The sequence below is a fragment of the Pseudomonas sp. SWRI68 genome, assembly GCF_014269165.1.
Taxonomy (GTDB): domain Bacteria; phylum Pseudomonadota; class Gammaproteobacteria; order Pseudomonadales; family Pseudomonadaceae; genus Aquipseudomonas; species Aquipseudomonas capeferrum.
The window spans coordinates 26,469-49,673 of sequence record NZ_JABWRU010000011.1 but is presented as its reverse complement, the minus strand read 5'-3'; the positions used below and the strand labels follow the sequence as shown (position 1 = coordinate 49,673).

At 57.8% G+C, this 23,205-nt stretch carries 18 protein-coding genes and 1 pseudogene; 10 read left to right on the top strand and 9 right to left on the bottom strand.

Annotated features, from left to right (window positions below; all coding sequences use genetic code 11):
• Positions 1-7 precede the first annotated feature (7 nt).
• The gene (locus HU770_RS17160) at positions 8-634 is read right to left on the bottom strand and encodes a histidine phosphatase family protein (protein WP_186664641.1); all 627 of its coding nucleotides are present in this window, start codon (positions 632-634) and stop codon (positions 8-10) included.
• 51 nt (positions 635-685) lie between these two features.
• Positions 686-1,633, bottom strand: coding sequence for an AraC family transcriptional regulator (locus tag HU770_RS17155; RefSeq protein ID WP_186664508.1), 948 nt, complete (start codon positions 1,631-1,633; stop codon positions 686-688).
• 278 nt (positions 1,634-1,911) lie between these two features.
• Here HU770_RS17155 and HU770_RS17150 point away from each other — a divergent pair, with 278 nt between their 5' ends.
• Positions 1,912-3,024, top strand: coding sequence for an MFS transporter (locus tag HU770_RS17150; protein WP_238347500.1), 1,113 nt, complete (start codon positions 1,912-1,914; stop codon positions 3,022-3,024).
• Between the two features lie 225 nt (positions 3,025-3,249).
• Here HU770_RS17150 and HU770_RS17145 read toward each other — a convergent pair whose 3' ends face one another.
• Together HU770_RS17145 and HU770_RS17140 are read right to left on the bottom strand one after the other, a co-directional pair.
• Positions 3,250-5,658, bottom strand: a complete 2,409-nt coding sequence (locus HU770_RS17145) for a TonB-dependent siderophore receptor (protein WP_186664504.1) — start codon at positions 5,656-5,658, stop codon at positions 3,250-3,252.
• 356 nt (positions 5,659-6,014) lie between these two features.
• On the bottom strand, positions 6,015-7,022 hold the full coding sequence (locus tag HU770_RS17140; protein WP_186664502.1) for a zinc-binding alcohol dehydrogenase family protein: 1,008 nt from the start codon (positions 7,020-7,022) through the stop codon (positions 6,015-6,017).
• A 522-nt stretch (positions 7,023-7,544) separates the two neighbouring features.
• On the opposite strand from HU770_RS17140, the gene HU770_RS17135 reads away from it, so the two are divergent.
• The 5 genes and pseudogenes from HU770_RS17135 to HU770_RS17115 all read left to right on the top strand — a co-directional run.
• Positions 7,545-9,002 carry a DUF3375 domain-containing protein gene (locus HU770_RS17135; protein WP_186664500.1) on the top strand — a complete coding sequence of 486 codons (1,458 nt, stop codon included), beginning with the start codon at positions 7,545-7,547 and terminating at the stop codon, positions 9,000-9,002.
• Positions 8,999-9,796, top strand: coding sequence for a DUF4194 domain-containing protein (locus HU770_RS17130; RefSeq protein WP_186664497.1), 798 nt, complete (start codon positions 8,999-9,001; stop codon positions 9,794-9,796). Before HU770_RS17135 ends, HU770_RS17130 begins: the two co-directional genes overlap by 4 nt.
• A gap of 1 nt (position 9,797) precedes the next feature.
• Positions 9,798-13,178, top strand: a complete 3,381-nt coding sequence (locus HU770_RS17125) for an ATP-binding protein (RefSeq protein ID WP_238347497.1) — start codon at positions 9,798-9,800, stop codon at positions 13,176-13,178.
• Positions 13,178-14,356, top strand: coding sequence for a DUF3322 and DUF2220 domain-containing protein (locus HU770_RS17120; RefSeq protein ID WP_186664493.1), 1,179 nt, complete (start codon positions 13,178-13,180; stop codon positions 14,354-14,356). The genes HU770_RS17125 and HU770_RS17120 overlap by 1 nt, the downstream gene beginning before the upstream one ends.
• A 96-nt stretch (positions 14,357-14,452) precedes the next feature.
• Positions 14,453-14,737, top strand: a pseudogene (locus HU770_RS17115) (transposase); the annotation flags it as partial.
• A gap of 33 nt (positions 14,738-14,770) precedes the next feature.
• Here HU770_RS17115 and HU770_RS17110 read toward each other — a convergent pair.
• From HU770_RS17110 to HU770_RS17100, 3 genes are all read right to left on the bottom strand, one after another.
• Entirely contained in the window at positions 14,771-15,304 is a 534-nt protein-coding gene (locus HU770_RS17110) for an NUDIX domain-containing protein (RefSeq protein WP_186664491.1), read from the bottom strand.
• A 92-nt stretch (positions 15,305-15,396) separates the two neighbouring features.
• The gene (locus HU770_RS17105) at positions 15,397-16,248 is read right to left on the bottom strand and encodes a universal stress protein (protein ID WP_186664489.1); all 852 of its coding nucleotides are present in this window, start codon (positions 16,246-16,248) and stop codon (positions 15,397-15,399) included.
• 11 nt (positions 16,249-16,259) lie between these two features.
• Complete coding sequence (locus tag HU770_RS17100; protein ID WP_186664487.1) at positions 16,260-17,747, bottom strand: SulP family inorganic anion transporter; 1,488 nt, start codon at positions 17,745-17,747, stop codon at positions 16,260-16,262.
• Positions 17,748-18,185: 438 nt separating this feature from the next.
• Here HU770_RS17100 and HU770_RS17095 point away from each other — a divergent pair, with 438 nt between their 5' ends.
• Positions 18,186-18,635 (top strand): CPBP family intramembrane glutamic endopeptidase, encoded by a 450-nt coding sequence (locus HU770_RS17095; protein WP_238347501.1) that lies wholly within the window; start codon positions 18,186-18,188, stop codon positions 18,633-18,635.
• Here the strand turns inward: HU770_RS17095 and HU770_RS27360 are convergent.
• Both HU770_RS27360 and HU770_RS17085 read right to left on the bottom strand, forming a co-directional pair.
• Entirely contained in the window at positions 18,608-19,156 is a 549-nt protein-coding gene (locus tag HU770_RS27360) for a hypothetical protein (protein WP_346014123.1), read from the bottom strand. The two genes, HU770_RS17095 and HU770_RS27360, sit on opposite strands and share 28 nt — an antisense overlap.
• Before the next feature lie 402 nt (positions 19,157-19,558).
• Entirely contained in the window at positions 19,559-20,449 is an 891-nt protein-coding gene (locus HU770_RS17085; RefSeq protein WP_186653151.1) for a LysR family transcriptional regulator, read from the bottom strand.
• Positions 20,450-20,555: 106 nt separating this feature from the next.
• Here HU770_RS17085 and HU770_RS17080 point away from each other — a divergent pair, with 106 nt between their 5' ends.
• The 3 genes from HU770_RS17080 to HU770_RS17070 are packed head-to-tail and all read left to right on the top strand — an operon-like array spanning position 20,556 to position 23,136.
• Complete coding sequence (locus HU770_RS17080) at positions 20,556-21,563, top strand: zinc-binding alcohol dehydrogenase family protein (protein ID WP_186664483.1); 1,008 nt, start codon at positions 20,556-20,558, stop codon at positions 21,561-21,563.
• Positions 21,564-21,617: 54 nt separating this feature from the next.
• A complete protein-coding gene (locus HU770_RS17075; RefSeq protein ID WP_186653157.1) occupies positions 21,618-22,790 on the top strand; it encodes an L-dopachrome tautomerase-related protein in 1,173 nt (390 codons plus the stop codon).
• A 19-nt stretch (positions 22,791-22,809) separates the two neighbouring features.
• A complete protein-coding gene (locus tag HU770_RS17070; protein WP_186653159.1) occupies positions 22,810-23,136 on the top strand; it encodes a putative quinol monooxygenase in 327 nt (108 codons plus the stop codon).
• Positions 23,137-23,205: the final 69 nt, after the last annotated feature.

The window sequence follows — 23,205 nt, the reverse complement described above, 5'->3', positions numbered from 1 at the left end:
GACTCGGTCATACAAAGGCGCGCCGGGCCGTACAGGATGGTTTTTCGGCATTGAGTACCAGCTCCAGTCCCCAGCCATTTTGAATGTGGTTCGCGATCTCAAATTCGCGCCAGTGAGTCATTGCCTGGCCATCGATCATGCGTGGTTCACACTCGATTAGCCAAACCACGGTATTGAGGAACTGACCATGGGAAAACACCAGAATGTCTTCTGCTGGGTGCAAGGCCAGGCGATCCAAGAACGACCGCGCGCGCTCAATAAATGCGAGGAACGACTCTGCGCCTTCTCCGTCGACGTGGGACGGATCAGCTTTAGCCCAATACCGGTCGACCCAAGCTTTTCGTTGAGCAACCGTAGTGTTCACGCAATTCGCAGGCGCGAGGTAGGTGAATTCTTCGATGGGCCAAGTCTCGCAGGTAACGTTGGGGAACATTGAGCTCGTCGCGTCCGCGGTTGCTTGTGCGCGTAAGAAGGGTGACGCAACGATCAATCCAGGCGCCTTGCTGATTGACCTGGCTACGCGCGCTGCTTGATCGCGGCCCTTATCAGTCAGTGGGATGGTCGCGTGATCCAGGGTGGCCGCGCCGGCATTCGCCGCGCTTTCTCCATGACGTATGAGGCGGACGATCTTCATTTTACCAGTGGAGTACAAATGTTCTCCTCCTTGTAGGTGAGTGCTCAAGGTTCAGGGCAGGCTGGGTGTGGTGGCGCCTGATCGTTCCGCACCTAGGCGCAACCCTGCGATGTCGCGCTTTGGCGGCGTGCCGAACTGCCGCCCATACTCGCGGCTGAACTGCGAGGGGCTTTCGTAGCCGACTTTGAAGGCAGCGGTGGCGGCATCCAGATGCTCGTTGAGCATCAACCGTTTCGCCTCGTTCAACCTCAACCATTTCTGGTACTGCAGCGGGCTCATCGCGGTGAGCTGGCGGAAGTGATGATGGAAGGTCGAGAGCCCCATCTGCACCTGGGAGGCCAGCTCGTCTACCCGCAGCGGGGCGGCGTAGTTCAGCTTCATCCAGTCGATGGCCTTGGCGATTCGGTGCCCCTTGCTGCCCACGGAGGCGATGTAGCGCAGGAGAGGGGCCTGGTCGCTGAGTAATAGCCGGTAGTGGATTTCTCGCTGAATGAGCGGCCAGAGCGTAGGGATCGCATCGGGCTCTTCCAGCAACTCGATCAGGCGGGTGAAGCTCTGCAGCAGCTTCGGGCTGAGTTCACCCACTCCCGCGCTGGTATGAAAGGCCTGACCGCTCAAGGGAAGACGACCGTCTTGCGCGATTAATTCCGCCAGCGTGCGCAGGTCGAGCCTGAACACCAGGCCCAGACAGGGGGCTGCCTCGCTGGCCATCGTCACCGCCGAGTTGGCGGGGATATTCAGTGAGGTGACGAGGAAGCGGCTCGTGTCGTAGGGGAACACGTCGCTGCCAATGACCATTTCTTTGGCGCCCTGGGCGACCAGCACGATGCTCGGCTCAACGATGCACGTGATCGGCGGGGCCGGTGCATGACGTCGGTAGACGCCGAGCGCTGCAATGCGCGTCGCGAAATCGCCAGCGGTAGGCGCATGGGCGCCGATGACCCTGCACAGCGTGGCCATTGGGTTAGAGGGAGAGGGCGGTTGTGTGCTGGCGTGCATGGGAAGCATCCGATGATCTCGTGGGAAAACACTACGCGTGCGCTACCCGAGATGTCCATGCCCGGTCAGCACGGGTTGGAGATTTAGGCAAGAAAACTAGCCATTTGCTCTACTGGTAGGCCGGTTTACGCGAGGAAGATGGCAGTTCATTCACTGCGGGAGCCACGGACATGCCCCATGGAGCGAACAATTTGTACAAGCGTGAGCCGGTTTCGCTCGAACGGGACTCACTACCCCTTCAGCATTCAAGCCGCCAGGTCTGGGGTGCTGTGCTGGCGATGTCACTCTGTGCCTTCGCCCTGGTAGCGTCTGAGTTTCTGCCAGTGAGCTTGCTCACCCCCATTGCATCCGATTTGTCGCTGACTGAAGGCCAGGCCGGGCAGGCCATTTCGATCTCGGGCTTCTTTGCCGTGATCACTAGCCTGTTGCTGGCCACCCTGACCCAGGGGATCGATCGCAAGCCTGTGCTACTGGCCACAACCGCGCTGATGCTGATTTCCGGAGGGATGGTGGCATACGCCCCGAACTACCTGACGTTGATGGTGGGGCGAGCAGTGCTCGGGATTGCCATCGGTGGTTACTGGTCGATGTCCACAGCGGTGATGATGCGCATCGCACCCGAAGCGCTCGTTCCCAAGGCCATTGCCGTGATGCAGGGCGGTACCGCATTGGCCACGGCAGTCGCGGCTCCGATCGGGAGTTATTTGGGCGGCATTATTGGCTGGAGAGGGGCATTTTTGTGTGTGGTGCCGTTGGCCGCGTTGGCGTTGATCTGGCAAGCCTTCACGCTGCCGGCAATGCCGAGTGAGCGGAACAAGTTATCGGCCACCGGCTCGCTGCGCTTACTGGGAGACAGCAGGGTCGCGCTCGGCATGGCCGCCGTTGCCTTCCTCTTCATGGGGCAGTTCACACTGTTCACTTATCTGCGGCCCTTCCTGGAAACGGTCACGCAGGTGGATGTGCCTACGCTCTCGCTGCTCCTGCTGATCATTGGCGCCGCAGGATTGGTAGGCACTGTGTTGGTGGGCCCCCTCGTTGCACGTCATCTTAATCGGGTGCTGATGGGGATACCCTTGATCATGACCGCCATTGCATTCGCCGTGATTGCGGTGGGTAGCTGGGTCGTTCCAGTCGCCGTTCTGCTGGGTTTCTGGGGGCTGATCGCTACCTGTGCTCCCGTGGGATGGTTCACCTGGTTGGCCAGGGCACTGCCGCACGATGCAGAAACCGGGGGTGGCCTGATGGTCGCGGTGATTCAGTTGGCTATTACTGCAGGGGCAACGGTAGGCGGCGTGCTGTACGACGGGATGGGCTATCAAGCTACGTTCGTAGCCAGCGGAGTATTTTTGCTTGTTGCAGCTGTGCTGAGCGCTATGACCCGTCGCAAGTAAGCCAGTACTGGCTAAATGCCGGTGAGTTTTTGCGGGCAAAAGAAAGCCCGCTGCTAGGCGGGCAAGGTCTATCACACGTAGGGATAGCTTCAGGTTCTCTCAAACCACGTGAAAATTGAGTGAAAGAAACGTTCTCATGATGTGATGGCCGCATCGTCGAGAGGCCCACTGTGTGGCTGATAGCGGCTCCCCAAGCGTAAAAGCCATCAGGATCCACGTACTCGGTTAAAACGCATAAACCAAAGTAGCCGTGGCGCTGCGCGGGGAGCCATACCAGCCACGTGAGCCAATCGCGGTGTAATAAGTCTTGTCGAACACGTTGTTCAGGTTCAGCGAGACGCTGGTTTGTGGCGTGAACGCGTATTGCGCCATCAGATCGACCACGCTGTAGGGGTCTTGGGTGAACGTTTCGTCGTTTGGACCTGCGCCTTTGTAGTATTCGGTACCTTGCCAACGTACTCCACCGCCGACCTTCAACTGCGGTACGGACTGAAGACGATAGCTGGTGAAGAGTTTCAGGGTGTCTCGCGGCACTTCAGTGTTCAGGCGGTCGCCGTCCGAGTCTTTGCTGACGGCGTAGGTGTAGCTCGCCGAGACCTGCCAATCCGGCAGAATCTCGCCTGCCATTTCCATCTCGAAGCCCCGCGTTTTGGTACCAGACTCGGCACGGTATGCCTGGTTGCCATCCGGGGCCAGGTTGCTACCGTCGGCTACCGCCAGGTTGTCCTGATGCACCTCGAATACGCTAAACGCCGTAGTCAGGCGCTTGTCCCAGAATTCGCTCTTGAGACCGAGCTCGTAGTTCTCGCCCTCCAGCGGATCCAGGTAGGTACCTCCGACATCTTTGTTGCTTTGCGGCTTGAAGATGGAGGTATAGCTGGCATAGGCCGACCAGTTCTCGTTGAGGTCATAAACCAGCCCGATGTAAGGGGTGACGACCCCAGTTTCGCTCCGCGAGGTGCGGCTGGTGTCGCCGGATGACAGGGAGGTGGAAACCTCGTCTCGTCTCCAGTCGATGACCCGGGCCCCGGTGATCAGTGACAGGTCATCCGCCAAGCTCCAACGCACCGAAGCCACCAGTCCATCCTGGGTTTCATCTAGAGCATCTTCGGAGGACTTGGTGTGGATGGCGTCAGGTATCGCCAGCGACCCGTCCCAGGTATGGATATTGTCAATGTTCTGGAACGACCACAGAGGATAACCGTCGTTACGGTAGTAGGCCTTGTAGTGACTGGCGCCTAGGTAAGCTTGGTGCTCGCGGGAGAAAAGCTCAAATGGGCCCGACGCCGAGAGATCGAACGAGGTTTGACGAGGCTCGCCGGCCCAACGGCCAGTCCAAGTATTGATGCCGCTGCCATCAGGGTTGACGGTGCCACTGGCCGCAGTGGCAAAGGCGTCATCGTAGCTGCGGCGGTTGTGCTCGGCATTGAGTTTCAGATGCCAGCCGTTGGCGAGGTCGTGATCCAAGGTGGTGAATACGGTTCTAGTTCGACGCTTGTGATAGCTCCAGTCAGCAGCAGAGTTGAATGAGCGGGAAGGGCTGAAGTGACTACCATCTGAATTGAACATCGGGAAACCATGGTTACCTGCCCCGTCGCTGTCCATCTCTTGATATTCAGCGCCCACTGTCAGCATCGTGCTGTCGGTGACGTCCCATTCCAATACGCCATATGCTGCCTGCTTTTCCAGGGATTGGCGATCAATGTGGCTCTGGCTGTTGGTGTTCGATGCGACGAAGCGACCTCGCACATTGCCACTTTCCGTCAACGTGTCGGACACATCAAACTCCTGACGGTAGTTGTCCCAAGAGCCCGCTTTAAGGGTCAACTTACGTTGTGTTTCTAGCGTCGGCTTCTTGCGAATCAGGTTCACGGTCGCGCCGGGATCGCCGGTGCCGGACATTAGCCCCGTGGCGCCGCGCACTACTTCGACCCGGTCATAACTCACCATGTCGGAAAGGTCGTCCCGGAAGCCATAGGTATTCGGTCGGTTGATGCCGTCGACCTGAATGCTGCCGACCTCGAACCCCCGCACGTAAACGTGGTTGGCGTCGCTGCCAGCCGGCCCCATGCTGTCCACGACCACGCCAGGCGTCTGTTCAAGCACCTGGGCAACCTCGTTCAGGTTCTGATCTTCGATCTGCTGACGGGTCACTACGCTGATAGATTGCGGTGTCTCTCGTGCCGAGAGGCGCAGGCCTGTCGCGGTGCTGGCCGAGCCCGTGGTGTAGCTGCCAGTGCCTTCGGTGGTGGCGCCGAGCCCCACGCTGGAAACGGTGGTGGCTGCAAGCTCCATCGAACCGTCCTGGCGGGGACGAACCAGCGCGTAACGCTTTTCTCCAGCTTGCTGTAACTGCAGGCCTGTACCTTGCAGCAGTAGAGCCAAGCCCTGGTCTACCTCGTAGTTACCTCGCAGCCCTTCACTGTTAAGCCCCGCAACTGCTTCATTGCTGAAGTTGACAACTACTCCGCTGGCCTTCGCGAACTTATCTATGGTGCTAGCGAGGGAGCCCGCCGGGATACTGTAAGCAAAAGGTTCGGCCCAGACAGTGGCGGTGGTTAGCAGCGTGCCAGACAGGCTGACCGCGAGTGCGGCTTGGCGAAGGCTGGTGGCTGAAGCAAAACGAGTGGACATCCATTGACTCCTGTTCGATAGAACGCAGGCCCCCATTACGAAACGTATTGCTAATGGTAATGCTTCGCATAAAGGCGGCGCGCATAATCCTTCGGTTCTCTCGTGGTTGTCAATTGGTGTTCTACGGTTCTGTGACGGCCGAGTCGTCGTGATGTCGCTATGTAGACAGTGTCTATTACATGTTGTGATGGCCAGCTTGTCTGCGGGCAGATCACAGACGCTTGTACTCAAGCTTTTCGACCAATCGCGCGGCGGAGTCTGCAGACTCCGCCTGAACCTGATCGGCCTTGTGCTCCAAGGACGAGGGGCTCAGTCCAGGACAATGTGATGGCCGTGAGGGCAGGCCGGTGTAGCCCTCAGAAGGCTTCCAGGACAATCTTGCCGCGTGCCTTACCACTTTCGAGTACGGCGTGCGCGCGCTTGAGATTATCGGCGTTGATCGTGCCGAAGTGCTCACCCACGGTGGTTTTGAGTACACCGTCATCGATCAGCTTTGAAACACGTTCGAGCAATTGGTGCTGCTTGATCATGTCCTCGGTTTTGTACAACGAACGTGTGAACATCAGCTCCCAGTGCAGTGACAGCGATTTGCGTTTGAGTGGCACTACATCCAGCTGTGCGGGGTCGTCGATCAGCGCCAGTTTGCCTTGTGGACGAAGCACTTCCACCAACTGCGCAAGGTAGGTGTCGGTGTGCGTCAGGCTGATCACATAATCGACGGTATCGAGCCCGAGCGCTTGCAACTGAGGCGCAATCGGCTTGGAGTGGTCGATGACATGATGGGCACCCAGTTCCTTGACCCACGCCTGGGTCTCAGGCCTTGAGGCGGTGCCGATGACGGTCAGCTGCGTGAGCTTGCTGGCCAGCTGAACCAAAATCGAACCCACCCCGCCAGCCGCGCCGATAACTAGAAGGCTTTGGCCTTTACCTGCATTTTCGACAACGCCCAAGCGGTCAAACAGCAGCTCCCACGCGGTAATCGAGGTCAGGGGGAGGGCAGCGGCACTCGCATTATCCAAGCTGCGAGGCTTGTGCCCGACGATGCGTTCATCCACTGCGTGAAGCTCACTGTAGGTGCCCGGGCGGTCGATAGCACCGGCGTAGAAAACCTCATCGCCCGGTTGGAACAACGTCACTTCAGCACCTACCTCACGGACGACGCCGACGGCATCCCAGCCCAGCACCTGTGGTTGCTCACCGCCACGGCTTGCACGGATCTTCGTATCAACCGGGTTGACGGCGATAGCCTTGACCTCGACAAGGAGGTCCCGGGCACCGGGTGTTGGGGTGGGCAGTTGCGTGTCGTACAGCGATTGAGGGTCTTGGATTGGCAAACCGGGTTGGGTGTAGACGACGGCCTTCATTGGTTTGACTCTCTGATTGAATGTGGGTTAAGGCTAGACGTTTCGATTCAGTCAAGAAATAGCCTGAATGGAGTAAGACTTTGTCGCCTGCGGTGAAAATGGAAGGTAGCGCCGTGATGGCTTTTTACAGAGGTTGGGCGTAATTCGACGTGCATGTCGACAGCTCTCTGGCAGAATCTCGAGCAGTCTATTCTTAGTCAGTGGAGGAAGTTCGTGATGACAGTATCGGAACGAATGGTACTGGCGCTGGAAGCGCCTCGGGATCTGATGTGCTGGTCGAGCTTCGTGGCGCAGACCGCATTGTTGGCGCGAAGGGTACGAACAGGCTGCGCAGGCGTTAGTTTCGGAGCTGCTGCCACTGCTTGTTAGCCCTGAAGCAAAGGCGTGATCCGGCGCAATGATCTGCAGTTGCTCATGCTGACAACCTTGCTGGCCGATCTATGGCGTAGGCTGCCTAACCGTGAAATGCGACCCAAATCAATCCTGTAAACTCGCTGCAAGACTGCCGACTAGAGAGGTGCGATGAGTTTGTACGAGAAGCAAGCGCGTTATCGTCGTTTGCAGAGTGAACAGTCCGCCTGGCGCTTGCTGCGTGCAGATTCGGCACCGATCATCCTGGCGTTCATCGACAGCCTGTTTGTTGACGAACAGGAGGTGTTGTTCGCACGGGCTAAAGCCGCCCTTGAGGCGGAATTGCCGACCTGGCAGGAAGCGTATGGCATGCAAGACAACGCCAACTCGCACCTGCGCAACTGGATCCATGCCGGCTGGATGCGTGAGCATGATGACCACCTGACCCGCACTGACGCCTTTCAGCAGGCACTGCGATTTGTCGAGGGTCTTGAGAGCAGGGATACCACGACATCTGCCACCCACCTACGCCGAGTCCAAGACGCTGTAAGAGACCTGGCAGTCGCTCTCAACCCGAGTGCTGAAGAGCGTTTGCTCGTACTGCGTGAACGGTTGGCAGAACTGAATGAAGAAGTCTTGCGGCTGGAAGCAGGCATCGTGTGCGAGCTACCCAGTGCCGAACAGCGTGAGCGAGTACGCGGTGTCTACCAGATGGCCTCCGAGTTAACCGGTGATTTTCGCCGTGTTGAGGATGACATCCGTCAACTTGACCAGAGCATCCGTGTGCAGATGATCGAATCAGAAGGCGGTCGTGGCCTGGTCATCCAGAACCTTCTGGATAATGAAGAGGCACTTTTGCAGACAGACGCTGGTCAGGCGTTTGACGGCTTCTTCAGACTCCTCTGCGACGAGAACCGGAGCGTAGAATTCCGCGAGCAAATCCGATCGATTTTGAATCGTCCGATTGCCAGATCCCACCTGAATACACAAGAAATCCGTTTTCTCACACATCTGGTGCGTGAGCTGAGTCGCGAAAGTCAACGGGTAATTTCGGTACGTCGCCGCACCCAGGAAAGCCTCAGGTCGTTTGTCGAGGCTGGTGCTCAGAGTGAACGCAGGGCAGTCGAGCAGGTGTTACGCCAACTGGAAAAACTGGCCGTCACCTTTAAGGATCAAGACATTGGCCCACGCACCTCACTGAAGGTACATGTCGCCAGCGGGCCATTCTCGGTTAGCTCGCCATCGAGCATTCGACTGATGCAACCGCAAGCCAGCCTGGATACCAGCAAGGTGGTTCCGCAAAGTAACCAGACCACTGTGAGTGACACCATTCTTGAGTGTCTGGAGGCGGTGAATATTCAGGAGGTGGCCGAAGCCATGCGCGAACTGCTCAAAAGCCAAGGGCCGATGAGTCTGGCTCAGATCGCCGAGTTGCACCCTATTCAGGGCGGGCTTGAGGAGTTGGTCGCCCTTGTCCGCATCGCCAAAGCAATTGAAGCGGTTTCCCTTGAGGGCGTCGAGCATCTGGTGGTCGCTGACCGACAAGGCCAGACCATACGGGCCAAAATTCCGGTGCTACTCCTGAGCGCCGACCTGTTCCCGGAGAATTTAGAGAGCCTGCCCCTATGAACCGTGAAGCCCCAAACAACGATGCTTTGGCACCGTCGCTCTTCGACACTTACCGCCAGGTGGCAGTACCGACACTGGCCGCAACAGAACACCCGGAAGATGGACTGGCGGAGCAGGAGCAGCCCGGCGAACTTGACGAAGTGGCCGGCCAACCTGAATCAGAGGTTGTCCAAGGCATTATGCCGGCGGAGGCTCGCCGGGCCCTGAGGCTGCTGTTGAACACGGGTGTTGTGCGGGCGGAAAAGAAACGCCTGGCTTTTGAAGCGCTGTGCCAGCACCAAGCACTCATCACCGCTCATCTGGCCAACATGTTGCTGCGTATGACGTTAGACCAGAAAGCAGGCATTGCTATCCTGCTCGAGCAGGACTTGAGTGAATCCGAGTTCGGGGATCTGACAGACGAGGATGGCTCAAGCCTGGTTGGAAAACGCACCATGCCGCTTTACGACACCTTGGTGTTGCTGGTGTTGCGCAAGTACTACCAAGAGCGGGAAGTCATTGGTGAGAACAAGGTGATGATCGATATCGACACCATCGCCGAACTCATGACCCCTTTCTTGAAGCTGACCAACAGCAGCGCTCTTGAGCGCAAGACCCTCAATGGCTCTATAGCCAAGCTGCGCGATAAGCGCCTGCTGGCGAATGTGCGCGGCGACGGTGACCGATTGGAAATTACCCCGGTCATTCGGTACGTGGTCAATGCCGACTTCCTGAATACCCTCCTAAGCGAGTACCAGCGGCTGGCCGACCAGGGGAGTGTGATGGATCAACAAGAGGTAGAAGACGATGCCTGACATGACCAGTACCAGCTTCGGCGATCTATTCTCTACAGGACAAATCCGCCTAGCGGAGATCTCGGTTTACAACTGGGGTTCCTTCCACGGGTTGCACACGGCAGTGATCGACCCTGAAGGCACCCTGATCACCGGTGATAACGGTGCGGGTAAGTCGACGCTCATCGATGCGCACATGGCGCTGCTCAATCGACCTGGGCAAACGTCATTCAACATCGCAGCCTCGCAAGGTGATCGTTCAGATCGCAACCTAATGTCCTATATTCGCGGTAATTACGGGACAGCACACGACGGTTCCCAGACCCTCAACCTGATGAAGCGCGATGGCGCCACCATGACCGCGTTGCGTGCCCTGTACCGGGCCGACGACGGCTCCTTGATCACGTTGGTGTCCATGTTCTGGATTCGCCAGGCCGGCGCCTCCATGACTGACCTCAAGCGTTTCTACCTGGTGGGTAAGCGGAATGTCAGTTTGGAAGTGCTCCTGCAGCAGTTTGGTTCCAACAACGTGCGCCAGCTCAAGCAGTATGTCGATGACGACCCAATGCTTAAGCACTTTGACAACAGTTTTTCTGCCTACCAAGAGTATTTCACCCGGCTGCTACGCATGGAAAACTCCAATGCGCCGGCGCTGCTGCAGCGTGCATTGGGTCTGAAGAAGATTGATGACCTCACAGCGCTGATCCGTGAACTGGTGCTGGAGCCCAGCAAAGTTCGCGATCTGGCTACTGGGGTTGTCAAGGAATTCGACGATCTGATCGCCGTCCACAATGAGCTGGATACAGCCAAGCAGCAAAAGGAGGTGCTGAGCATCCTGCCAGACCATAACCGGAACTATGAGCGTTCGTTGGAGGAGCAAGGGCAGGTCAATTCAGAGGCCGCTGGGTTGACGGCATTCTTCGGTGAGCAGGGCAACCGACTCTGGGAACTGCGCTGTGAAGATCTGGATCGCTCGCTGGATGACCTGACGTCGGACGGTAAGCGTTTGGCTGTGTCGGCGTCGCAGACTGAGGAGCGTGTAACCTCACTTTTACACGCCTACCAACAGCAGGGCGGTGATCGCCTTGATAGCCTGCGGCGTGAGGTTGCGGATGCGGAGAAGGGCTACCAGACCACGATCAATAAGGCCCATGATTATCAGAAGGACACTCGTGATCTTGCGCTTGCTGAAACGCTTACGGCGAGCGCCGTGCGGGACAACATCGCTTCGGCCAAAGCTGTCCTGGTTGATTTACCCGCTCAGATTGACGACGCGAAAAATGCTTTCGGTGAGTCGCGTGGCATTCTCTCGGGCATTACCCAACAGATAAAGAGCCTGCAGGCCCAGATCAGTGAAATTGAGAAGCGGCCCAACTCCAACATTGACGCCGCCTTTCAGCGCCTGCGGGACGAGATGGTTGAGAGCCTGCAACTCAACAAGGATGGCGTCGTATTCATCGGTGAGCTCCTCGATGTGCGCAGTACCGAAGCCCCGTGGCGCGGGGCAATTGAGCGGGCGCTTGGGGGCCACCGGACAACGTTGCTGGTGCCCGAAGACAAGTTCCGCATGGTGACGGGCTGGGTAAACAGCCGGCACACCGGCCTGCATGTTCGCGTCCAGGTTGTCAGCAAAACCGAGCGTAACCCGGAGTTCCTCGGCGACGGATTCCTGCGCAAACTGGAATGGAAAGAACACCCGTATCGTGAATGGCTAAAGCGCCATCTGGCGCGTGTCGACCTGCACTGTGTGGATTCAGCAGAAGTGCTCAATGATACTCCTTACTCAATGACCCGCGAGGGCCTGGTACAGATGGAGAAGGGGCGTTTTGAGAAGAAGGACGGGACACGCGTCGACGATAAAAAGAACTGGTACCTCGGATTCAACAACCTCAGCCGGCTGGCAGCATTGCAGGAAGAGGGGGAGCGCCTGCGGAATGGGCTCGATTCCGCCCGATCCGACGAAGCTGTGAAACGTCAGGAAATGGACAACTTGGTGGCCTCTGAGGCCATCTGGAAGCGTGTGGCTCAAACCCTGTGGGATCAAATCGACGTTACTTTGGCCGAGCAACACCTGGACACCCTCAAGAACGACCTTGCGGCCCTCAATGCTCCAGACAGCGATCTGAGTAAGGCCAAAGCGCTGCTTGAACAGGCTAAAAAAGAGCTCCAGGAAATCCGCACTGCGCAAAACCAAAATGCCAGAGAGGTAGGCGGGCTCGAGTTGGAAATTCAGCAGGCCAACAAAAGTCGGCAAGTTGCAGCCCAGGCTGCCAGTGCAGGTTTGGTAGATACGGTGCGCAGCTCACTGGCCCTGCGTGTTGGCATTCTTACCCTGGAACATCTGGATAAACTCCATCAACTGGAGAAAACCCAGCGAGAGTTCCTGAGTGATGCATTGAACTCGATTGGCAAACGAGCGACTCACTACAACGGTCGCATGATCGCGATTATCAACAGCTTCAAGACAAAGTGGCCGTTGGTTGCCAATGACTGGTTGACGACTATCGAGGGTCGCCAGGATTACATCGACTACCTCGACAAGCTTAATAACGAGGGCCTGCCGGACCTGGTTGAACGCTTCCAGCAGCGGTTAAACAACAATACCACCCAGTCCCTGGGCCGCATGCAACGGGCCATTGATGACGAGCGTGAGGACATTCAAGATCGTATCGCCACCATTAACGAAGTGCTGGAGCGTACTGAGTTCAACCACGGCACGTTTCTGCTGCTGAAACATGAGGATGAGCATTACGCGCATGTCAAAGAATTCACAGCCCTGTTGGGCTCGGTGCTTAAACATGCCTCAAGCGTTGATCACGAGGCTCGGTTCCTAGAGCTTTGCAGTCTGATCAGCAAGCTAGAAAAGGCGACCAATTCAGCCACCGCCATTAATCTGGAAAGTCAACGCCTCCTCGATTCGCGCTACCGCATGACGTTCTATGCCAACGAAATCGTGAAGGAAACCGGCGCCGTGCGTGATGTACTTCGCTCATCGTCAGGCAAGTCCGGTGGGGAGAAGGAATCGTTTGCCGGCATCATCGTGGCGGCAAGCTTGGCCTATGTGTTGACCCCGGATGGTGCTCCGCACCCGATGTACTGTACCGTTTTCCTGGATGAAGCCTTCTCCAACACTGCCGATAAGGTGAGTCGCCGCGTGCTGCGGGTGTTCCGTGAGCTTAAAATTCACGTCAACTTGATTACACCCTACAAGAACCTGAACCTGGCTCGTGATTCAGCCCGATCTCTGATCATTGCCGAGCGTAAGATCGATGGCCATGAAAGTCGCCTGAGCCAGATCACTTGGGAGCAACTCGACCAGCAAAGCGCTGAACGCCGGGAAGCCAAGCAAACTCAATTGGCCGGGGTCGCTGAAGGCCTGGGCATTCAGATGGAGCAACGCTAATGCGCAGTTGGGGGCGTTTGCCAACCGAGGTCATGCGCGAGGTCGAGCGCCTTGAGTGGAATAACGCAACCAATCTACGGGGGCGCCTGCAGGGCATGCGGCGCTTTCCGATCAGCTTGCCGCTTAAGCCACCAGCGGCTGGCGATGCATTGATGGACATTGACCACTTCCACAACTGGGTCAATGCCTGGCGGCAATGGAGCAAGCCAAGTCAGGTTAAGTGGGTAACCCGCAGGTATCGAGTGGTGGGAGATGTCGAGGTACCGGAGCGGCTTGATCTTTCGAATGTTAAAGAGTTGATTGAAGCCATCGGGCCGGCAGCCGTCCAGCGTTCTCAAATCTGGGCGGCACTCATGGAGCCCCTTCTGGCAGTGGATCGAAATCTGTATGACACCCTCATTCGCCAGATTCTTGTAGTCGAGCAAATGAGTCATCGGGCTGCCCAGCAGATGGCGAATGTTCTGCCACAGTTGCGTCAGGGTATGGGGGATGGGTGTTACCTGCGGGGGGTGCCTGTACAAGGGGTTGATACCAAATTTCTGGAAACGCACACACCTCTGCTGACCACCTTGCTTGATGTCATACACAAAGGGGCACTGTGTGAAGCCGGTGGGCTGGAGGCCTGGCTCGGCTGCCTGCAAACCCCGAGCAACTGGCTCTATATTCGACCCTTGTGTCCAGAACTTAGGCAGCAAATGGGTGGCTTCTCAGTATTCCAGATTCCCCTCGAAGAGTTTTTGGCGCGACCATTACCTGGTCGCAGGGTGTTGGTCGTGGAGAACACCAAGCCTGGCTACGCCTTGCCCGAACTTCCAGACACTGTCGCCATCTTTGGCGGTGGCCGGAACACCCAATGGCGTATGGCTCCATGGCTCGCCGAGCGGGATGTAGCGTATTGGGGAGACATCGACAGCTGGGGGCTGACTATTCTTGCTCACGCCAGGCAGGCACTGCCAGGGATTACGGCCTTGATGATGGATCACGAGACCTTAATGGCGCACATGGATTTTTCCGTGGAGGAGCCGCGCTCAACGAGCCTTCCTGCTGTGGGTTTACTGTCGGAGGAGCGCCTGCTGTTTGAGTCGCTTATCAAATCTGCGCAAAGCATTATCCGTTTGGAGCAAGAGTACCTTGCCCAGGATTATGTTTTGTCCAAGCTATACAGCTGGGCGAAATAGGTGAGGAGGGTGGTCAACTCCGTAAATTCGTCGAGACCATCGGGGTGGGTCTGGTAGAAATGTGTGCCAATCACCCGGTAGCTATTTTGGCCCGAGGGTTCGGCCACGGCCAAGGCCCTGGATTACGGCCTTAAACGCTGGGTAGCGCTGACGCGCTACCTGGAAGATGGTGCTGTGCCCATCGACAATAACCAGATCGAGAATTTGATCCGGCCCTGGGCGCTTGGGCGCTCGAACTGGTTATTTGCCGGGTCGCTGCGAAGTGCAAAAAGGGCGGCGGCAATCATGAGCCTGATCCAGTCGGCGCGTATGAATGGGCACGATCCACAGCGGGCGAGCGAAATCACGCGATTACTCCCGCAGCATTGGATGCTTGCCTGAGACAGACTAAGTGGACTTCGCCAAATAGTCAGCTCAGAGGCTGATTGGCATCAACAATTCGGAAACGACTTTTCTCAGCATGTAGGTTTCGCGCAGAATTGATTGCCCCATCGAAGACTCGTGACGCTGCATAACGGCTTCATTGTGCGTGATGGCTTCATGAAGGTTGATCCAGACAGGCCGCATACCATTAGCGATTTCGTGGCTTTCCATTCTCACGGGCTCTAGCTGGGGCGCTACTTCGCATTGATAAAAATGCGAGGTCATGTGCATCAGATCGTACTGTGGCTTCCAGTAGGGCCGGTACTCCTCGATGTAACCGTAGTGCTGGAGCACCTGTATTTCACGAGCACCAGTCTCTTCCTCAAGCTCACGCTTCAGGCCTGTGACAATGTCCTCGTCACCATCAAGGCCGCCTCCAGGAAAGCTGAAGTCGTTATAGCGCTCGGTGAACAGCAACAGGATCTGTTCACCCCGCATCACGATGCCGCGTGCTGCATGTCGACGGAATACTCTGCCCTGCTTGGATTTCAGCTCGGGGTGAACAATTTCAGTTATGAGTCGCATGTGGTCTCGTTACGGCAAGATCAGTTAGTCATCGTCCAAGGTGGGCACGGCATTTCCGCAGTTCTGGAAATACTGTGGCCAGTGGAACTGGCTCAGCGAAGCAGCAATACGGGTACAGTGGATGTACGCAGCATCGTCGTGGTCGTGCTGCCTATCAGAAACTGCCTGATGCGTGAGTGCCCGTACGCCCCCATGACCAAGAGGTCAATGCCGTGCTCTGCCTGATATGCATGCAGTGTCGACTCTACTTCGCCTGGGCGGATCTCGGTATGCACCAGCGAGCCAGAAGAGGCAAGCGTGGTTCGTGCCTTCTCCAGCGCGTTCTGGTTGTCTTCAGAATCCGTTCCAACCATGACGACATGAATTGGCAGGCCTTCGCATAGCGGGCTTGAAGCAAGCATCTGTACGGTCTTGTGGCCTGTAGCGCTGCCGTCAAATGCCACCATGACCGTTTCAGGTTTCCTGAAATGGCTGGTTGTAATCAGGATGGGGCGCTGGATAGTTCGGACTACCGCTTCAATCTGGCTGCCAAGACTTTGGGCACTGCGCGTGCTGTCCTCACCGACTCGTCCAATTACCACTAACCGAATATCGTCTTGGAGATCGCTCAGGCTCTCGACGAGATGGCCATGGCGCTGCTTCATATCAGGTAACATGGTGCCAGAGTGGACTGTTCGCTCGCGAGCTTTTTCAAGCATGTGCTGCCCATGCTCCAAGGCCAGTTTTGCCCGCTGCGCATCCAGCATGGCCAACTCTTCCAGTAGATGTTCTCTGCTACCGAGGCCGATATTGCCGCTGAGGTCAGCGGATGCAGGATATTTCTCCTTATCCAGCACATGAAGCAAGGTCAGGGGAGCGCTGAGTCGTTGCGAGGCCCATGCTGCGTAATCGCAGACCGCCAATGAGGATTGTGAGTTATCAATGCATGCCATTACGCGGGTCATTGTCGTTCTCCTTAGTGGCTCATGAGCTTGTCGACGGCACCGGGTTTGTCATGCACGCCGAAGCGGTCAACAATTGTTGCGCTGGCTTCATTAAGACCGAGCACTTCAACCTCCGCGCCTTCACGGCGGAACTTGATCACGACCTTATCCAGCGCTGCGACGGCGGTGATATCCCAGAAATGCGCCTGTGTGAGATCGATGGTGACCTTGTTGAGCGCTTCCTTGAAGTCAAAAACCTCAGTGAACTTATCCGCAGAGCTAAAGAACACCTGGCCCACGACGTGGTAAGTCCGATGCGATTCCGTCTCTTCCAGTGTGCTCTTGATATCCAGGTAGTGCCCAACCTTATTGGCAAAGAACAGCGAAGCCAGCAGCACACCTACCAGTACGCCGTAGGCTAGGTTGTGAGTGGCCACGACGACCACGACGGTCGCCACCATGACGAGGTTGGTCGACAGCGGATGCTCTTTCAGATTACGCAAAGAATCCCAGCTAAAGGTGCCGATGGACACCATGATCATCACAGCCACGAGTGCCGCCATAGGGATTCTGGAGAGCCATTCGCCAAGAAATACCACCATCAGCAGCAGGAAAACGCCGGCACACAATGTCGAGAGACGGGTGCGGCCACCAGACTTCACGTTGATGATCGACTGGCCGATCATGGCGCAACCTGCCATGCCGCCAAGCATGCCGGCAGCGATGTTGGCCACACCCTGGCCTTTGCACTCGCGGTTTTTGTTGCTGGTGGTGTCGGTAAGGTCGTCGACGATGGTCGCGGTCATCATTGATTCGAGTAGACCCACTACTGCCAACGCAGCCGAGTACGGGAAAATGATGCGCAGGGTTTCAAAATTCAGCGGAACTTCAGGCCAGAGGAAGATCGGGAGCGTATCAGGCAGTTGGCCCATGTCACCGACGGTGCGGATATCCAAACCGAGGTAAATGGCGATGGCAGTCAGCGTCAGAATGCACACCAATGGAGAGGGGATCAGCTTGCCGATTTTCGGTACATACGGAAACAGGTAGATGATTCCCAGGCCCGCAGTGGTCATGGCATAGACATGCCAGGTGACATTGGTCAGCTCAGGCAATTGCGCCATAAAAATCAGGATCGCCAATGCGTTTACGAAGCCTGTGACTACCGAGCGTGAAACAAAGCGCATCAACGAGCCAAGCTTCAGGTAGCCGGCAAGGATTTGAAGTACGCCACATAGTAGAGTCGCCGCCAGCAGGTACTGGAGTCCATGCTCTTTTACCAGCGTAACCATCAACAGTGCCATGGCGCCTGTCGCCGCCGAGATCATTCCGGGGCGTCCGCCGACAAAGGCGATGACAGCACAGATACAGAAGGAGGCGTAGAGACCGACTTTGGGATCTACCCCGGCGATGATGGAAAAGGCGATGGCTTCCGGGATCAGCGCGAGTGCGACCACCAGCCCCGCGAGCACGTCCGCACGGACGTTGGAAAACCACGTTTTCCTAAGTTTTTGCAGCATAGAAATATCCAAGGCAAAGCATCGCGCACGCCAAGGGAATGGCGAGCGAATCGATACACATTCAAATTTTGAGGATTTTTTGCTGTGTGCTTAAGGTGTAAAACCAGGCGTACAGCAGTGCGCACCCGCGAGCGAGGCTAGCGGAAGCAGGTTGTTGCGAGGGGGCGTAGCGCTAAGGCGGCGTAGGCTGCCAGTAGATCGTTTGGAGTACAGTCATGCTGATTTTCCTGTAGCTCAAGGGGTATGCGGAGCAGAAGTATACAATGAAGCCATCGTCTATTGCGACCCGCTGCCAAGCTCCGCATGAGCTACGTCAGATACAGGCTTATTCAATGGGTATACCTGCGGGCAAGGCTTTGTTTTCCACTCGTTATTGTCTGAGCTGGTCTGTGTACTGAGAGGTGAGTTGGCCAGACGGTTACCAACATCGTGGTCACCATGGTCATCGGCCTTGTGGTCATGAAGACCATAGGCATGCACTCGAACCCAGTTTTCGCCGGGATGGCGACGCAAACACCAGTCGAGCACCTGCTCTTCTTTCTCAAGACGCTGCCGCAGCTATTGGGCGAGGAGGTGCTGACGATTTTGCCATTCCTCGCAATGATGACGTTCCTCATCACGCGGCTGCACTGGTCACGCAAGAGGGCGATCGTCGGTGCCTGGCTCTTGTCGGCCCTGCTCTTTGGCGCTGCGCACTTGCCGACCTATGATTGGAATGTGGTGCAGGCGTTCGTTGTCATCGGCAGCGCGCGGCTGATTCTGCTGCTTCCCTACATCATGACGAAGAACATCTGGGTATCCACGGGCACTCATATACTCAATGACTGTACGTTCTTCATTATCGCCCTGTTGGGTGCGATTCAGAGATTGCCTTCAGATCCGGTATAACTTGCACCTTGGACTTTGCCACTGGCATCGGACAGGCACGACCAAGGAGCGTCCGCGTCAGGTACGTTGATCGTCACGCCAATTCCCGCTTCGGCGGTCATGACGTCGGTCACCGAAAGTTTGCTGACGGCCACGCCGGTCATCTTCGCCACCTCGGCCAGGCAGGCTTTCTCCGCCTTTCTGGTGGTAGATGTGCCATTGGCGCTACTGGCACTCGCCGCACCCGGTGTCGCTGGCTTGCAAAACCCGTTGGCCCCGCCTTTACCGGTATAGGATAAGTCCCATGATTCATCTGGATTCCGCGTGAGGGAAATCACCACGCCAGAGCCCTTAGCTTCATAGGCGTTGTCATTAAATTTCTTCAGTTTGGCCTCCTTGCCATTGATGAACACCGGCCCGCCCTGATCCGCATGCACGGCGATATTAGTCGGGCAGTCGTAGTTGAGCTGCGGAATATCAGCACTGGCCACGGTGGCAAACAGTAACGTGATAGCTCCCAGCAAGAACTTGTTCATATTCATGCGACATTCTCCTTCCGTTTGAGAGTGGTTGCACGTACTGCACAAGCGCCATGGTCATACGACAGCGGGCGCAGGCCTGAGGCGGGGCGAAACGACTTGTCGCCACGTCGCCGACAGTGCTTCGGCAGTATAGGTGGTAGTGGCCAGTTTGAACGGCCAAACGCCCACGGTCGGATCTGATTGTCGGGTAGTCAGACGGTTGCTCTTTGCTACCCCGAGGCGGGGCACTGCTGATCAACTTGATGGGGGGCGCCGGCATGACGACTGCCAGTGGTCGCGTGGTTGCCGGGCTCGTTGGTCATCGCCTTTGCCGTCTTGTGGGTGTACACCCGGAAGCGGCGGATATCGACCGGACTTGCTCGAGGCGCCGCACTGAGGGGCGCTTCAGCAACTTCCATTTGATCAGTCGCGCTCGAGCCCGGCGAAGCGGCAAGACAACCAGGCATGCAACTGCCTCACCGCAGGCGACAACTGCTTGCGGTGCGGGCACACCAGGCTCAGCGGCATGGTCGGCCCGGGGTGATCCTGCAACAGTACGACGAGTCGTCCCGCCAGCACGTCGTCGCTCACATCCAGCCAGGATTTGTAGGTGATACCTTCGCCGGCTACCGCCCAGCGCCGGGCGATATCAGCGTCATCGCAGAGCAGGGCGCCACGCACTTGGACGGTTTGCGCTCCCAGCTGCCATTTGTCGTAGACCCGGCCCTGCTGCATGTACAGCAAGCACTGGTGTTCGGGCAGGTCTTCGGGGGCTTGCACGGTGCCTTGCTGCGCCAGGTATTCGGGCGAGGCCACCAGCACCTTACGGTTCCAAGGCGCCAGTGGTAGGGCTATATAGTTGGCGTCGGCGTTCAGGCCGTAGCGGATCGCGACATCCACCGGATCGCGGAACAGATCGGCGATCTGGTCGGAGAGAAAGAAGCGCAGGTTCAATTGTGGATGCTCTCGGCGAAACGCCGTGAGCCAGGGCAACAGCACGTTGCGCCCCAGATCGGAGGGGGCGGCCACCTGCAACGTTCCGCTGAGCTGTGCGCTTTCCTGACGCAGGTTGTCGCGCCCGTGCCTGAGGGCTTCCAGGGCGACCAGGGCCGAGGGCAGGTACTGCTCGCCTTCGGCTGTCAGGCGCAAACTGCGCGTGGTACGGGCAAACAACCGCACATCCAGCTCACGCTCCAGGCGCTTGACTGCCTCGGCCGCCTGGCCGGGCAGCAGGTCGGCCTCGTGGGCCGCCGCGGTAAAGCTGCCCAGCGCGGCGCTGCGAACGAAGATGCTCAGGTCGTCGAGACGGATCATTATCACTCCTGCAATGAAAGTGTTCACGAGTAGGGCCCGTTTCTCCCAAGGGCCGGACACGCCAGACTGGGTTCACGAATCAAACCATATCCAGTAGCGAGTGCCTATGAAAGCGATCAGTTTCATCCACAACGGCTTGCCTATTGAGCACCCAGCGTCTCTTCAAGACATCTTCATGCCCAAACCCAGCCCTGGGCCCAGGGACCTTCTGGTCGAGGTCAAAGCCGTGTCGGTAAACCCCGTTGACACCAAGGTGCGCGCCGGCACTTTCATGCGTGAGCCAAAAATACTTGGCTGGGACGCGGCCGGTATCGTCCGTGAGGTCGGGCGGCAGGTGACCCTGTTCAAGCCAGGTGACCAGGTTTACTACGCAGGTTCCATCGCCAGGCCCGGCAGCTATAGCGAATATCACCTGGTTGACGAACGTATCGTCGGGCATCAACCACGTAGCCTGGGTGCAGCACAGGCAGCCGCGCTTCCGCTGACGGCCATCACCGCCTGGGAACTGCTGTTCGATCGCTTGGGCATCATGGAAGGCGGCGGGGAGGGCGATGCCCTGCTGATCGTTGGCGCTGCCGGCGGCGTCGGTTCGATGCTGGTGCAGTTGGCCCGGCAACTGACCCGCCTGACAGTTATCGGCACGGCCTCCCGCGCCGAGACCGGCAACTGGGTGCGCGAACTGGGCGCCCATCACGTCATCGATCACCGTGCGCCGCTGCAAGGGCAACTGCAGGCCTTGGGGATCGAGTCAGTCAGCCATGTCGCCAGCCTCACCCATACTGATCAGCACTTTGCGCAACTGGTTGAAGTGCTGCGACCACAAGGTCGCCTGGGCGTGATCGACGACCCGCAGACCCTGGACGTCATGCCGCTCAAGCGCAAGTCGCTGTCGCTGCATTGGGAGTTGATGTTCACCCGCTCGCTTTACGAAACCGACGACATGGTGCGCCAGCACGAACTGCTCGAGCGCGTCGCCGGGCTGATCGACCAAGGCATCCTGCGCACCACCCTGGGCCAGCATTTCGGCGCCATCAATGCCGCCAACATGCGCCGTGCCCATGCGCTGATCGAGAGTGGCAAGGCGTGCGGCAAGATCGTTTTGGAAGGCTTCTGAGGCCTATTTGACAGACAACGGCGGACCGGCCGATCCGTTCCGCCAGGAGCAAGCATGCTTAAACAAACCGTGTTTCTCTGCGCAGCATTGACGGCAGGTATGTCCTCTGCGCAGGTTATCGATGCCGACGCGCTTTCTCCGCATGCGCCTGCAGAGCGGGCATTCGGTACGCTCGAACAGGTCCATGCATTCTATGACGCCATGCCGACAGGCGTTACCGTCACCGAGACCGGGCGCATCTTCGTCAACTATCCGCGATGGGGCGACAAGGTGCCATTCACCGTCGGCGAGCTTCGGGACGGCGAGATCCGGCCATTTCCGGACCTGTCGGTGAATCAAGAGGACCCGAAGGACCCCGGAAAGGGGCTGATAAGCGTGCAGAGCGTGGTGGCCGACGGCCGGGGCCGCGTCTGGCTGCTGGACACTGCGGCACCGGGGTTCAAGTCGCCGCGCCCAGGAGGCGCGAAGCTGATCGCCGTCGATCTGGCAAACAACCGGATCGTCAAGCGGTTGGTGTTCCCGGAAAACGTGATGCTGCCAAGTACCTACGTCAATGACATGCGCTTCGACTTTCGCCACGGTGCCGAAGGAACGGTCTATGTGACTGACTCTTCGCTCCGCGGTCCAGGTGCCATTATCGTGATGGACATCGCCAGCGGACGCGCCACGCGGCGCCTCAGTGGCGCCACCTCGACCTCCGTGGCACCGGACTTCATCCCAGTGGTCGAGGGAACGCCAGTGATGGCTGGCCAGCCAGATGGCACCTCGAAACCGTTGTCGGTGGCGTCCGATGGCATCGCCTTGTCGGCCGATGGCCAGACGCTCTACTTCACACCGCTGTCGAGCCGGCACTTGTATGCCATTTCCACCGCCTTGTTGCGCGATCCTGCCATCAGCGAGATACAACTCGCCGCAGCCGTGAAGGACCTCGGTGAAAAGGGCGCCTCCGACGGAATGGAGGCCGACGCCGAGGGCGCTGTCTATGCCGGCGATTACGAGCATAACGCCATCCGCAAGCGCTGGCCGGACGGGCGCTGGCAGACTTTGGTACATGATCCGCGACTGCTCTGGCCCGACACCCTGTCGATCGGGCCGGACGGCTACCTGTATTTCATTGCCAACCAACTTCACCGGCAGGCGTTATTCCAGGGTGGGCGGGACCTGCGGCAGAAACCCTATGCCTTGATGCGTCTGAAGATTGATGCGGCGCCGGCACCGACCCATTGAGCACTTGCAGGAGTACGATATGAACCGACAGGATCAACCCCTATTTTCCCTTGCCATCCTCAAGGCCAGGCAAGGCCAGGCACCGGCACTGAAAGCGGCCTTGCTGGCCTTGATTGAGCCAACCCGAGCGGAGCCCGGCAACCGCGACTACATGCTGTTCGAACGCAGCGACGAGCCCGGGACGTTCTACATGCGCGAAGCGTTCGACCACCAGCAGGCCCTGGACACGCACTTGGCCACCGCACACTTCCAGCGTTTTGCCGAGCAGGCCGACCAGCTGTTGGCGGAGCCCTTGCAATTGATCTTCCTTGACCCGGTTTCGTCTGCCGTTGCGCCCCATCCCTGAGGGGGACAGGCAATGCGACCGGTCAAGCGCAGACAATTCATCCAGGCCCGTGCCTCCAAGCTAGTTGAG